This window comes from Wolbachia endosymbiont of Dipetalonema caudispina (assembly GCF_013365495.1).
Lineage (GTDB): Bacteria > Pseudomonadota > Alphaproteobacteria > Rickettsiales > Anaplasmataceae > Wolbachia.
The window spans coordinates 531,825-546,740 of record NZ_CP046580.1 but is presented as its reverse complement, the minus strand read 5'-3'; the positions used below and the strand labels follow the sequence as shown (position 1 = coordinate 546,740).

Here is a 14,916-nt window from a genome sequence, read left to right as displayed (position 1 = left end):
ATGCATGAAAAATAGTATAAATGTTTCTGAAATAGTAAATACAATACGGAAAAAAGTTGAAGCATTTGATAATCCTATAAAACAAGAAAATATAGGTGAAGTGATTTCAGTCACAGATGGTATTGCACTAGTTTATGGGCTTGAAAAAGCAAAATTTGGAGAAAAGGTATTTTTTGCAAGTGGTATAGAGGGGATAGTTTTGGATTTAGATAACGATACTGCTGGGATAGTAGTGCTTGGTAATGATCGTAATGTAAAAGAAGGAGACATTGTGAGATGTAGTGGTGATGTTGTACAGGTACCTGTAGGGCGTGAATTACTAGGAAGGGTTGTGAATGCGTTAGGCCATCCTATGGACAATGGTGGAGAGATTATAGTTAGTAATAAAATGAGTATAGAGTCTAGGGCACCAGGTATCATTGATCGTAAATCCGTACATGAACCTTTGCAAACTGGAATTAAGATTATAGATTTATTAATTCCAATAGGTAGAGGACAGAGAGAATTAATCATAGGCGATAGACAGATCGGGAAAACTACTATTGCGCTTGATATTATCATTAATCAGAAGAGGATTAATGAAAAAGTAGATGAAAATCAAAAAATTTACTGTGTTTATGTTGCTATTGGACAAAAAGCTTCAATGATAGCAAGAATAGTAAATAAATTAAAAGAAAGTGGAGCATTAGAGTATACAACTGTAGTTATAGCTAGTGCATCTGACTGTGCACCTATGCAATTTTTAGCACCTTATGCTGGTTGCACTATTGGAGAATTTTTTCGTGACAATAAAATGCATTGTTTAGTGATATATGATGATTTATCAAAACATGCTATAGCATATAGACAGATGTCCTTATTGCTAAGACGTCCTCCTGGTCGTGAAGCTTATCCTGGAGATATATTTTATGTGCATTCTCGTTTACTTGAAAGGGCTGCTAAAATGTCTGGTAGAAAAGGTCACGGATCTTTAACTGCTTTGCCAATTATTGAAACTCAGGCTGGTGATGTGTCTTCATATATTCCAACTAATGTAATTTCGATTACCGACGGACAAATTTTTCTTGAGTCTGAGTTATTTCATAAAGGGTTTCGTCCTGCAGTAAATATAGGTTTATCAGTTTCACGAATTGGTTCTGCTGCACAATTGAGATCTGTAAAAGAAGTTTCTGGTTCTATAAAGCTCAGTTTAGCTCAGTATAGAGAATTAGAAGACTTTGCAAAATTTAGCTCTGACCTTGATGCTAGCATTCAGCTATCCTTAAATAAAGGCAAATATCTTATTGAATTGTTAAAACAAAAACAGCATTCACCTATGCCAATAGAGGAACAGGTATTACTAATGTACATCTTTTCTAATCTATATGATCAGTTAAGTAAAATACAAGTAAGCAGTGTCAATCAATTTGAGCATGATCTTATTAATTATTTTCATAATATGTATCCTGAACTTTTAAAAAAGTTGTCAAATAACATAGATAATGATATAGAGAAAGATATTTTGAATATCGTGAGTAGTTTTATTACTCAATTTAATTATGTTTAGGTAGTAGTTATGACTTCATCTGTCGTTAAAAAATTTCCTATAACAAAAGAAGGTTTTGGGTGTATGCAAGCTGAGCTTGAAAAATTAAAGGAAGAAAAACCTTCTATTATACAGGCTATTTCTGATGCTCGTGATCAAGGTGATCTATCTGAAAGTGCTGAATATCATACTGCACGAGAAAGATTAGGATTTATTGAAGGGCGTATAATGGAGCTAGAAAATAAACTTTCACATGCAGAAGTAATAGAGGTAAAAAGTTTATCTGGTGATTCAGTAATGTTTGGTGCAACTGTAACATTAAAGATGTTAAATGATGATAGTAGTGAAGTAGAATATATTTATAAAATTGTAGGTGAGTATGAGGCTGATGTTTCAAAACAGTTAATATCTACTAGTTCACCCTTGGGCAGTGCTTTAATTGGTAAAAAAATTGGTGAATGCGTAGAAGTAATAGTGCCAAGTGGAGAGAAATTATATAAAATAATTAAAATTGAATTTAAATAAATATGGTACAGGCTACTTATGCATCAATAGATCTATCCTATATTTCTTCTGTAGAAGATGTATTAGAGGATGCTCAGTCTGGCAAATTATTTATTCTAGTTGATAACGAAAATAGAGAAAATGAAGGCGATTTGATTATCTTAGCTGAAAAGCTGAAACCCAAACATGTAGCTTTTATGATTAGATATGGTACTGGTATTGTGTTCTTAGCTATGACAAAACTTCATATGAATAGACTAGGACTTGAATTTATGAAAAGAAGTAATGTAGATGAAAAGCTTACTCCTCACACTGCATTTACTACATCAATTGATGCACGTTATGGTATTACAACAGGAGTTTCTGCTAATGATAGAACACGTACAATACTTATTGCTATTAATGAAAAGAGTACTAAAGATGATATTGTGACCCCTGGTCATGTTTTTCCTATCATTGCAAATGACAGCGGGGTTTTAGCACGTAGTGGTCATACTGAAGCAAGTGTTGAAATAGCAAAGTTAGTTAATCTTAATCATGCAGCTGTAGGGTGTGAATTAGTGAATGATGATGGCTCTATGATGCGTTTACCCCAGTTGCTTGAATTTGCTGAACAACATAAAATTAAATTAACTACTATTGATAAACTTATTAAGTACGTTAAAAGGTCAAGATAATATTTATAACTTATTTTAATTAAAGTGAAGTGTAAAATATAAAATCCTTAAAAATTATATAGACATAAAATTTTCATGTTAAAAATTATTAATTTTTTTATCTTATTACTCTTTTTTACATACTGTGACAATATTTATTCTGCTAGTGTTATAGGAGATAGTGAAGTGGAAGCAATGGTAAAAGAACTAGCACAACCTCTCTTTTCTGCTGCAGGTATTGATGGTGATCAGATAAAAGTTTTTATAATTAATGATCATTCAGTCAATGCTTTTGTAATTAATAATAATATTTTTATTCACTTAGGGCTTTTACAATATTCGACAGAACCTTATGTTTTACTTGGTATATTGGCACATGAAATAGCTCATATATCTGCTGGTCATACATTACAAATGAGTAGTGTTATAGAGTACTCGCAATCAATAGCAATGATTAGTTACATGATAGGATTGGTCTCTGCTATTATCATTGATCGTCAAGTTGCTAATGCAATTTTGTTAAGTGGAATAGCACTTAGCTCGAGGTTATTTTTTAACTATTCTCAAGAACAAGAAAGTGTAGCAGATAGTTATGCTTTAAGGTACCTTGATGAATCTGGTTATGATAATTTTGGAATAAAAGAAATCTTTAATTATTTTAAGAAAATTGAGTATGAAAATACTGAAGGACACTTCCGCACTCATCCACTTAGCGATAAACGTATACTTACTGTGCAGAGCTATAAAGTTAAAAATGATATAAAACCAATTCTCGCGGATAAGCTATTAAAATTTAAGCGCATGGTTATAAAGCTGGATTCTTTTTTTTCTCCTATTCATGTATTATTTAGTAAATATAAAAATAATTCTGAAAGTGTAAATGCTATAGTTTCCTATAGACAAGGAAAAATAAAAGAAGCTGTTGCTATAATTGATTCGTTAGCCCAGAGGGCACGTAATGATCCATATCTATATGAGTTAAAAGCAGAAATGCTATATAAAGCTGGAAACTTAAGTGAAGCAATAAAGGCATATGAAGAATCATTGAAGTATTTATCTGAAAAAAACAGCTACCTGGTGAAACTTGCATTGTCTCATACTTTATTGTTATATGGAAATGTAAAGAAAGCAATTTTTTATTTGGAACAAGTAACAAATATAGAACCAAATAATGCTTTTGTTTGGAAATATTTAAGTATTGCATACAAATATAGTGCTGATAGAGCAATGCATTATTTTGCTTTGACAAAAAAAGCGTGTATTGAAGGTAATTTAAGAAAGTTTATAAAATATTCTGAATTGGCTATTAAAGCTTTACCAAAAGATAGTCCTTATTTATTACAAATTGAAGACATGAAGCAATTTAGTGATATAGCACTTTAAATATATTAAAATTTGCTATTTTCTTGTTCCACAGTTTTCCAACATAACTTTTACACTATCATTCATATTAGGTATAACTTTCATTATAATTGCCTTGGCACCAAAAAACACACCACAAAATACTCCTAAAGCAAACAGAGCTGGCCAGGGCATTCTACCAAATATTGCAAGCAAGGATGCGCCGATTATGACTACAGTCATGAGTGGTCCACCTATTCCCCAAATATAACCAATAATATTACATATTACTTGAGCGGTTGTGTCATCTATATCAGTACCTCCAGCATTGGAAATGATTGGATAACCTAAAAAAAGTAATATCATATATAAGACATTAAAAAATTTTCTTATTATAGATTTCATTCTCTTGCCTTTAATCATTAATAACTATTATAGTTAAACTAATTTCAATTTATGCATATTTATTTTAAAGTAAAGTCCATATCTTGTCTACCAGAATAAGTGTCGTGTTCTACATAAATAAACCACCATTAATATTCAACACATGTCCTGTAATGTACTGTGCTTCATTACTTGCTAAAAATAAAACTCCTGCTGCTACTTCTTCTACTGTTCCCATTTTTTTCATTGGAATATTATCTAATATTTTTTTCTTTTGTTCTTTGTTTAAAACTTCAGTCATTTTAGTAACTATAAATCCAGGAGCAACACAATTAACTGTTATATTTCGACTGGCAACTTCTTTTGCTATAGATTTGCTCATAGCTATTATTCCAGCTTTTGATGCTGCGTAATTTGCCTGTCCAGCGTTTCCTATTAACCCTACTACTGAAGAAATATTTATAATCCTTCCCCAATTATTTTTAATTAGTTTCTTACACGCTTCTCTACTCAACTTAAACGTGGAGCCCAAGTTAATATCAATTACTTTCTGCCATGCTTCATCTGTCATTTTTAGCAATAAACTATCTTGTGTAATGCCTGCATTGCATATAAGTCCATCAAAACCTGTCATTAACTTACTTGCTTTATCTATTAGATGATTTACTTCTTCAGCGTTTAGTAAGTTACAGGGAAGTACATACATATTCTTTTTATACTGTTTAGCAATTCCTTTAAGAGTTTCTTTTTTTGTACCAGAGATGCATAAAGTTGCTCCGGCTTTATACATAACTTTTACAATCGCTTGACCTATTCCACCTGAAGCACCAGTAATGAGAAATTTTCTGTCTTCTAATTGAAACATAATAATTTATTTTTTTGATTACTAACAGAACATTATCTAATTAGCAATAAATTTTCTATGTTCATTAAATAGTTTTGATACTTATTTGGAATTTGATCCAAATTAAGTATTAAAATAGTATTTTACTAAAATAGAAAGATTATTTTGATCGTTCTATAACCTTAGTTAGGTGCTTAAATCATAAATTTTTTAGTTTTCATACTATTATTAGTACAATGTTAGTACAATAATGTATGATAAATAAGTTAAAAAATTAGTACCCATGTCTTTTAAGATGTTTTTGTTTACTATAGTGATAGTATAAATATGCAATGGATTAAAAAGAAATATCTAAAAATTTTGGATAAAACTTTTGTATCGATTGATGTAATAACAAGTTTCATATTGAAACGCCATGGAAATAATATAAATGAAGTCATTAAAGTAACGTGGGGGCCACTATTTTTTGGTTTGGTAGTGATATTTATTTTTTTTGGGGTAGGAGGTATTTGGTCAGCTATGGCTCCAATCGATGGGGCAGTGCATGCAAGTGGAGAAGTTATCGTATCTTCGAATAGAAAGATAGTTCAGCATTTAGGAGGGGGAATAATAAGTAGAATTTTAGTCAAAGAAGGTCAAAAAGTTAGGAAAAATGAGCCATTAGTTTTATTAAACAACATTAATGAGAAGGCGAATTTAAATATAATTAAAGAAAAACTTTTGTTACTTTTAACAACCGAAGCAAGATTAATTGCTATTGAAGCAGGATTAGACGAGATTAAATTTCCTGATGAAATTAAAAAATTATCTAACAGTGAATTTACAAATAGGATAATCACAAATCAGATAAAACTATTTTATTCTCAACACAAGAGTATATTAGGAAAAATTGATGTGCTACAACAACGTATAAAACAGTTGTATGATGAGTTAGTAGGATTGAATTTTCAATTAGATGCAGCTTTTAAGCAATATGAGTTAATAGGTGAAGAATTAGTAACAAAGAGACAACTTTTTAGTAATGGCTACATAGGTAAACAACATATTTTGACTTTAAAAAAGCAGTTTGCTGAAATTGAAGGTAAAGTTGGCCGCTACCGTGCTGCAATATCTCAAGTACAGCAAAAAATTAAAGAAAATGAATTAGAAATTATCAATATAAGAAATGATTCTCAAGAAAGAACACACATTGAACTTAAAGAAATCAGTATATCTATTGCTGATTTAAAAGAGAGGCTGATAGTCGCAGAAGATGCATTGGCGCGTACAGTCATTAGATCACCTCAAGATGGAATAGTTACAGATATAAGATATCATACTGAAGGTGGTGTTATACAACCTGGAGTTCAGGTTATGAGTATAGTACCGTCTAATGATGATTTAATAGTAGATACTAAAATTCAGTCTAAAAATATAGAAGAAATAATATCTGCACAAAAAAAAGATAGTAACATAATCTGTATTGATGGAATAAAAGGGTTAAGAGCTAAAGTAAGGCTGAGTGCTTATAGTGCACGTAGCTTAAGTTTAATTAATGGTATAATAAGCCATATTTCTCCTGATGCTCTTGACGATCAAAAATTAGGGCGTTATTACTCAGTACGTGTAGTAATACCAAAGTCAGAACTTGCTCAATTTAAAGGTGTATATTTATATCCTGGTATGCCAGCAGAGGTATATATAGTTACTCAATCCCGCACTCTTTTATCATTTTTATTTACACCTATAATTGCAACAGTTGATAAATCCTTTATAGAAAGATAATTAACTCGTAAAGTGATAATTTTTTAAATAAAGTGTTAAGTTTTATTTTTGCTTTTTTTTAAAAAAAGATATTATGATAATTTATCATAAACTATAAAATTTTTGATAAGATTATAAATAAATCATACTTTTATCATTTTTGTTCCAAATTATAACAAAAGCTTTTTTTTGATATTTAGTACTTTTTGCTTTAAATTCTTAATTTTTAATTACTGTTAAAGGTTTAGATGGTATTTCACATATTAAATATGTAATATTTTCATATTTTATTTTTTTTCATTATAAACTTTAGTTTTCTTTATTCTAAACTTCTGAAATTCGGTGTTTATTTTCTACTGTTCTTAATATTATGTTTAAAATCATAATTTAATTCCTTAAAATTTATTTGCTTTTCTAATTTCTTAAATTATTCAGCTACTGCCTTCTATGATAGCAAATTAATTATGGTAAGTACTCATTGGCATTTAGTATAATCTAAGATGTAGAATTTGATATTTTCTTTATGTTATATTTTAGATAGTCTTTTTTACTTCATTCACAAAATCTCTAAAATATTTTTTATTAAATTTACTTTCTCTTTATACTTAAATTTATTGAGTATTTTCTTTATCTTTATGCTATTCTACTTTATTGCTATATATTTTTGGTCATTAGCTTTAGTTAAAATACACTCTAAAAGAATAGGAGGCTCTGAATAAATTTAATATTGATTATAATAATACACCATTATAATAATACACCGTAATTCATAACATTTTTTATAATGTATAAGTTATATACTTCTTAAAACAATCACAAAGAAGTTAATCAATACACTATATTTATAGTGTGAATGCTAGGATTTATATTTGACTTTAAATAAACTTGTTTCGTAATTTTTTTAAATTAGTACTGTATCTGTTCAATAATAAAATTATCAACTATTGTTAATCTTTAATTTGCACAGTAAGTTTATATACACTATTATGTAGTTAATTTGACATTAACAAATGTGATAAAGCTGCTTATATTATTAATAATATTATATTCAAATATATCAATTGCTTCTGCCCCTAGCTCTTGGCAATTTGGGTTTCCTACACCTGCAACTGAGATAATGGAGGCTATAGTCAAGTCACATTTATTTGTAATGAGTATAATGATTGGAATAATGCTTTTCGTGTGGACACTACTTGCTTATGTTATATTTCGTTTTCGTAGAAGTAAAGTGATAAATATAAGTCAAATAAATCATAATATTTTTTTAGAAATTGTTTGGTTTATTATACCAACTGTCATTATTGGTATATTAGCTTTTAAAAATGCTCAATTAATTAAGTTACAAGAAAAGATACCAAAGGCTGATATAACACTAAAAGTTATTGGTCATCAGTGGTATTGGAGTTATCAGTATCCAGAATATCAAAGTGTATCATTTGATAGTTACATTAAAGGGAAAGATAATTTTACTGAAGAAGATTTGAGGTTATTTTCTGTAGATAATAATGTTGTTTTACCTATTGATACTAATATTCGTTTACAGGTGACTGCAGAGGATGTAATACATAGCTGGGGAATACCAGCTTTTGGTGTTAAAATTGATGCAGTACCAGGTAGGTTAAACGAAGCTTGGTTCAATATTAAAAATCCTGGTATTTATTACGGACAATGTTATGAATTGTGCGGTCAAGGTCATGGTTTTATGCCAATTGTTGTGAAAGCAGTAAGTAAAAAAAATTTTAATGAGTGGATTAAAAATAAACAATTAACAAGTTAAATTTAGAGTAAAATATATGAGTAATATATCAAAAAATATAAGACGTTGGTTATTTTCTACTAATCATAAAGATATAGGAACACTATACATCACCTTTTCCATATTAACTGGAGTTATTGGTGGATTATTATCAATAATTATTCGTACTCAGCTAATGCATATTAACATATTTAATAATAATTATCAATTATATAACGTAGTGGTTACAGGACATGCGGTGATAATGGTGTTTTTTATGATAATGCCAGCTTTAATGGGAGGATTTGGTAATTGGTTTGTGCCTCTTATGATTGGCTCACCAGACATGGCATTTCCTCGTATGAATAATTTAAGTTTTTGGTTATTAGTATCCTCTTTTGTTCTGCTCATTTTTTCGGTATTTGTTGGTGAAGGTCCTGGAGTAGGGTGGACTTTATATCCACCATTATCACAAATTACATTTCACCCAAGTGCAGGAGTTGACCTTGCTATATTTTCACTTCATATTGCTGGTATATCCTCAATTGTTGGAGCAATTAATTTTATAGTTACTATATTCAATATGCGTATAAAAGGTATGTCATTAACTAAGATGCCATTGTTTGTCTGGTCTGTTTTATTGACATCATTTATGTTAATTGTTGCTTTACCAGTACTTGCTGGTGCTATAACTATGTTACTTACTGATCGTAACATTGGTACTTCTTTTTTTGATCCTGCTGGTGGTGGAGACCCTGTATTATTTCAACATCTATTTTGGTTTTTTGGTCATCCAGAAGTTTATATCATTATTTTTCCTGCATTTGGTATTATAAGTCAGGTCATATCAACTTTTTCTCATAGGCCAGTGTTTGGTTATATGGGAATGGTTTATGCTATGCTAGGTATAGCAATATTTGGCTTCATGGTTTGGGCTCATCATATGTTTACTGTTGGCCTGAGTGAAAATACTATTATATTTTTTAGTACTAGCACAATTTTTATTGGTGTTATTACTGGTGTTAAAGTTTTTAGCTGGATTGCAACTATGTGGGGTGGAGCAATTGAGCTTAAAACTCCTATGTTATTTGCATTAGGCTTTATTTTTATGTTTATTGCTGGTGGTGTAACTGGAATAATTTCATCTCAAGGTGGAGTGGACAGGTTACTGCACGATACATATTATATTGTTGCTCACTTCCATTATGTTATGTCATTAGCTGTATTATTTGGAGCTTTTGCTGGCTTTTATTATTGGATAGGAAAAATGTCAGGTAGACAATATAATGAATATTTAGGAAAAATACATTTTTGGTTTACCTTTATTAGTACTAACATCACTTTTTTACCTCAGCATTTTTTAGGATTAGCTGGTATGCCAAGACGTATACCTGACTATCCGGATGCATTTATTCCTTGGAATTATGTATCTTCAATTGGCTCATATATGTCATTCATTTCAGTTGTGCTTTTTATATTTATAATTATACACTTACTTAAGTGGGGTAAAAAGGTCGAGGATAATCCTTGGGGAGGTGATACCCTAGAATGGACAGTATCTTCACCACCACCTTTTCACTCTTTTGAGAAACCACCAGTAATAAAGTAGAATGCATACAAGTGTTTTATCAAATATTGAATCAACAATCCTAGACTTTTGGTGTTTGCTTAAACCAAAAGTCATATACCTCGTAGTATTTACTGCGGTTGCTGGAATGATTGCTGCACCAGGTAATATACATCCTTTTCTTGCGTTGGTATCTATTATATGTATAGCTCTTGGTTCAGGGGCTGCAGGTGCCATAAACATGTGGTATGATAGAGATATAGATTTACTCATGAAAAGAACACAAAACCGTCCTATACCTTCAGGTAGGGTTTCTGCAGAGAGTGCTATTGAGTTTGGTATAATTCTTGGAATATTGTCAGTATTTATTATGGCAATAGCAGTGAATTATATTTCTGCTGCTTTGCTTGCAGTTAGCATATTATTTTATGTTTTTATATATACTATTTGGCTTAAAAGACGTACTCCGCAAAATATAGTTATTGGTGGTGTATCTGGTGCTTTTTCCCCAATGATTGGCTGGGCAGTGGTAACTAATGCTATAAGTTGGGAAAGTTTGATCCTATTCTTAATAATTTTTATGTGGACTCCACCGCATTTTTGGGCTCTATCTCTAAACAAGCCTGAAGAATATATGAAGGCATCTATTCCAATGTTTAATATTGTTTATGGTTCAGAAAAAACAAGAAAATATATATTAATCTATAGTATACTGTTAGTATTAACCAGCTTACTTCCATCACTTTTTTTAAAGAAGGTTTTACTTTATTTGAGTATAGCAATTCTTGAGGGTTGTGTGTTTATTTGGTATGCTATCTCTATTACTAAACTTAAAAATTACAGCTCACAAAAAAAAATGTTTTCTTATTCAATTTCTTACTTATTTTCTCTGTTTGCTAGCATTATTTTTTGTTCCATTAACTGGTTTTAGCTATGAGAGAACAACAAAAATATAAGAACTACTTTTTACTTTTTCTATTAATAATGCTTACTATTGTACTGTTTTTTGTTTCTATAATAAAATTTAAAGGTACAACCTAGATATTATTTATGCCTATAAATTTCATAAAATTGTTTTTTTATAGAAGTGACTATATGCTTTATTAATTTCATAGTTAAAAATGAATAAAAAGAAAGTAACTATATATGCAGATGGAGCATGTTCTGGTAACCCAGGAAGAGGAGGGTGGGCAGTAATAGTATTATTTAAAGACTATAAAAAAAATATTTATGGCAGGGAAGAAAATACTACAAACAATAAAATGGAATTGACAGCAGTAATTAATGGACTGAAGGTATTAAAATTTCCTTGTAGTATCAGTTTATACACGGATAGTTTTTATGTTAAAAATGGTATAACAAAATGGATAGGTAAATGGAAAATAAATGGTTGGAAAACAAGCAACAGAAAATTAGTAAAGAATATAGATTTGTGGAAAGAATTGGATGATGCTGCTTCACAACATGAGATTAATTGGAAGTGGGTTAAAGCACACAGTGGTAATAAATATAATGAGGAAGTTGATAGTTTAGCAAGGAAAGCAATAATGGATGCTTAAAAAAATTACTGTATTATTTTTTGTGGTTTTATCATTTATATTTTGCTTTTTTGTTTTGTTAAAAAGTAAGGGACATTTAAAAATTAATACTAATTATATTAATTTTTATATAAAAAAAAAGATATCAAACATGCTTGCCAGTGCAAGTATTAATATGGAAAATACTTCAATTATATGGCAAAGGGGTAACAAGAATTTATGCTTAATTATCAAAAATTTTAAGATAGTGAATCCTAGTTTTACTATAGAAATTCCTAATCTTTCTATAGACTTGGAGTTAAGCTCTTTATTTAAAAATAGTATACAATTTTCTCAGATTTTAGCTGATAAAGTATACATACATATTTTACCAGCTACTATTATCCCAGCATATCACTCTGAAATTCAAGAAAAAAAAGAAGGGATTTCAATATTAGCTGCTTGGGTAATAACAGGCTGGACTTTTGATAATAAAAATAAAACTAACTTTAAAGAAATTAATTTTGACTTTCAAGAATTCTCAAAAGCAATAAAAAAGTTCTTTTTTAATTTAAATGTAGGTTCAAAAATTGAGATTACTAATATCAGTATTAATAAAGATAAAAAGAATGAATTTTTTATTGATAAAATATATATAGGTAAAAAAGAAGATTTTGATATTTTGGACATACGTGTTTATACACAAGATAAAAAAAGTATTTTGGATGATTTATCTATTACAATAAAAAATTATGATAGTTTATTAAATATATGTGGTATATTCTATAACCTAAAATTAGAGCTATTCAGCAAATTTCTTATATTAGTTAAAAATTTTAATTTAGATACAAACATAGGACTTAAAGGAAGTTTTTCAATACTGATTAACAGCAGTGATGAGATTATAGATGGAAATATATATGTATTAAATACAGATAATCATTTCGATAAAAGTTTATCCATAACTGACGTAAATATACATTTAATATATAATAATGGAATTATTAGCATAAAAAAATTTCATTTTAACTTACATAATACATACCTCTCTTTAATAGGAAAAATGAACTTCAGTACAAATAATACTTTTCTTAAAGTTAATATCAGTAGACTTACTGTAAGGAATTTATGTACTTATATATTAAATGATATGGTAAATAATAAACTTAGAAAATGGTATTGTCGTAATATCGATGGAGATATTGTAAATACAGTTATAAGTTTTAATGGTAAATTTAATAACTTGATTAATGATAACTTATCAGATATTGTGGTTGTTGCTGACATAGAAAACGGTAGCGTAAAGTTTAATGAGGGCTTTAAACAAGTAAAAGGACTAAATGGTAACTTAACTCTTAAAAATAACAACCTTAAAATTACTGTGAATAGCGCTAGGTTTCAAAACTTCATTATTGATGCTGGGTATATTGAAATGAATTCTCTTAATCAAGAAGATTCAGTCCTTATCATTAATGGCCAAGCTATAAGTGATGCTTATGGGTTATATGAGTCTGTAAAGTTTAAGCTAGACGATATTATTAAGGTTAAAAAGGACAAGATAGATGGGAAAGTGAAATCTGTGTTTAATTTTCATATTTTTAATTTGAATTCTGGTAACAAAAAAGCAGATTTTTCAGCTAATCTTTATTCTAAAATTGATAATTTGGTTGTTTATGATGCAAGTCTTGGGAAATATGATATTACGCTTCACTTCGGCGAAGATTTTATTGATTTACATGGAAGTGGTATGGTAAATGATACACAGCTATTGTTTGGTCTAAAAAGTAGTAACAAAAATAGGAGTTTTTCTTGGAATTTGACTGGAGATTTACCTGCTCGAATTCTAAATTTTGATGGTGGTTATATTAATGCAGATATAAAATCAGTGATAAATCAGGATAAAACTGGATATATTAATGGTAATATAGATTTATCAGAACTTAAGTCACATTTAAGCTACTTAGGAAGAAAAAATCACTTTGAAGACCACAATAAAATTTTATTTTCTACAAGATTAAAAGGAGCAGATGAGTTACTAATAGATAAGTTAGATGTTGTAGGAAGTAGTTTAGATATAAAATTAAGTGGAAAATTAAAAAATGGAAATTTATATTTAAACTCTAGCAATTTTAGATTGCCTAATAATAATTTTAATATGGAAATTAAACTAGGTAAAGAGAAAAACTCTATAATTATTTATGGTGAAAAAGTTAACTTAGGTGATGTTTTAGATTTACTTAACAGAGATAACAATAAATTGAGCACTGATATAGAAGTTGATATAAATGTTGATAATATCATTATGAAAGAAGAAATTCTTATTAGAAATGCAAGACTAAATTTAACTTGTACTAAAGGTGATTGTAGTGGAAGCAAGTTTATAGGACAGTTAGAAGATAATAGAAATATACTAGCAGAGTATAGTGGAGTAGGTCTTGAAATATATACAGATAATTCAGGCATGCTTTTACGTTCTTTAGGAATTAGTAAATCAGTTAAAAATGGAAAGTTATCTTTTTATCTATCTCCTCAGAGGAAAAGTGGAGAACATTATGGCATGTTATCTATTAGTAATTTTTATATTAAAGATGCTCCACTACTTACTACTTTACTATCTATGTCTTCATTACCTGGTATTGTAAATGTCATAAAAAATGAAGGTGTGTATTTTGATAAATGTAATGTACCCTTTTCATATAAAAATGGCTTAATTAAAATTGAAGAATCCTGGCTTGAAGGAGCAGAACTAGGCATTAGTGCTAGTGGCAAGTTAGATATTAAAGATCATAAATTCCAGGTTGAAGGACAAATAATACCGGCATATTCAATCAATAAGTCTCTATTAAAAATTCCTATAATTGGAAAAATTCTTACTGGTGGGAAAAGTAGGGGAATTATTTCAATAGATTACAAAGCAAATGGTGATAGCAAAAATAGTAATGTGTCTGTTAACCCTATTTTTTCATTAACTCCAAGCTTATTTAAAAGATTACTAAAAATGTTTGATCGTGCAATAAAAATTAATGAAATGACCCCAAAAACCTGAAAAAAAGTTTTAGAAAAAATGAGCTATAACAAAATTACTAATTTAAGTATTATA

The 14,916-nt window shown here is 29.1% G+C and carries 12 protein-coding genes; 10 read left to right on the top strand and 2 right to left on the bottom strand.

Going from position 1 to position 14,916, the window contains the following annotated elements; translation table 11 throughout:
- Window positions 1-4 precede the first annotated feature (4 nt).
- From atpA to GOY14_RS02025, 4 genes are all read left to right on the top strand, one after another.
- Window positions 5-1,546: a F0F1 ATP synthase subunit alpha gene (gene atpA, locus GOY14_RS02040; RefSeq protein ID WP_175809639.1), complete on the top strand. Its 1,542-nt coding sequence runs from the start codon at window positions 5-7 to the stop codon at window positions 1,544-1,546.
- A gap of 9 nt (window positions 1,547-1,555) precedes the next feature.
- Window positions 1,556-2,050, top strand: a complete 495-nt coding sequence (gene greA / locus GOY14_RS02035; protein WP_175809638.1) for a transcription elongation factor GreA — start codon at window positions 1,556-1,558, stop codon at window positions 2,048-2,050.
- 2 nt (window positions 2,051-2,052) lie between these two features.
- Window positions 2,053-2,706, top strand: coding sequence for a 3,4-dihydroxy-2-butanone-4-phosphate synthase (gene ribB / locus GOY14_RS02030; RefSeq protein WP_175809637.1), 654 nt, complete (start codon window positions 2,053-2,055; stop codon window positions 2,704-2,706).
- A gap of 75 nt (window positions 2,707-2,781) precedes the next feature.
- Window positions 2,782-4,068, top strand: coding sequence for a M48 family metalloprotease (locus GOY14_RS02025; RefSeq protein WP_175809636.1), 1,287 nt, complete (start codon window positions 2,782-2,784; stop codon window positions 4,066-4,068).
- 15 nt (window positions 4,069-4,083) lie between these two features.
- On the opposite strand, the gene GOY14_RS02020 is transcribed toward GOY14_RS02025, so the two are convergent.
- Together GOY14_RS02020 and fabG are read right to left on the bottom strand one after the other, a co-directional pair.
- A complete protein-coding gene (locus GOY14_RS02020; RefSeq protein ID WP_175809635.1) occupies window positions 4,084-4,431 on the bottom strand; it encodes a TrbC/VirB2 family protein in 348 nt (115 codons plus the stop codon).
- Between the two features lie 109 nt (window positions 4,432-4,540).
- Window positions 4,541-5,275 carry a 3-oxoacyl-[acyl-carrier-protein] reductase gene (fabG, locus tag GOY14_RS02015; RefSeq protein WP_175809634.1) on the bottom strand — a complete coding sequence of 245 codons (735 nt, stop codon included), beginning with the start codon at window positions 5,273-5,275 and terminating at the stop codon, window positions 4,541-4,543.
- Between the two features lie 306 nt (window positions 5,276-5,581).
- On the opposite strand from fabG, the gene GOY14_RS02010 reads away from it, so the two are divergent.
- From GOY14_RS02010 to GOY14_RS01985, 6 genes are all read left to right on the top strand, one after another.
- On the top strand, window positions 5,582-7,018 hold the full coding sequence (locus tag GOY14_RS02010; RefSeq protein WP_175809633.1) for an HlyD family type I secretion periplasmic adaptor subunit: 1,437 nt from the start codon (window positions 5,582-5,584) through the stop codon (window positions 7,016-7,018).
- Between the two features lie 991 nt (window positions 7,019-8,009).
- Window positions 8,010-8,774, top strand: coding sequence for a cytochrome c oxidase subunit II (gene coxB, locus GOY14_RS02005; protein WP_175809632.1), 765 nt, complete (start codon window positions 8,010-8,012; stop codon window positions 8,772-8,774).
- 16 nt (window positions 8,775-8,790) lie between these two features.
- A complete protein-coding gene (gene ctaD, locus GOY14_RS02000; protein ID WP_175809631.1) occupies window positions 8,791-10,341 on the top strand; it encodes a cytochrome c oxidase subunit I in 1,551 nt (516 codons plus the stop codon).
- Window position 10,342: 1 nt separating this feature from the next.
- The gene (locus tag GOY14_RS01995; RefSeq protein WP_175809630.1) at window positions 10,343-11,230 is read left to right on the top strand and encodes a heme o synthase; all 888 of its coding nucleotides are present in this window, start codon (window positions 10,343-10,345) and stop codon (window positions 11,228-11,230) included.
- Between the two features lie 190 nt (window positions 11,231-11,420).
- Window positions 11,421-11,858, top strand: coding sequence for a ribonuclease HI (rnhA, locus tag GOY14_RS01990; protein ID WP_175809629.1), 438 nt, complete (start codon window positions 11,421-11,423; stop codon window positions 11,856-11,858).
- Window positions 11,851-14,862: a YhdP family protein gene (locus GOY14_RS01985; RefSeq protein ID WP_175809628.1), complete on the top strand. Its 3,012-nt coding sequence runs from the start codon at window positions 11,851-11,853 to the stop codon at window positions 14,860-14,862. Before rnhA ends, GOY14_RS01985 begins: the two co-directional genes overlap by 8 nt.
- The last annotated feature ends 54 nt before the right edge of the window (window positions 14,863-14,916 follow it).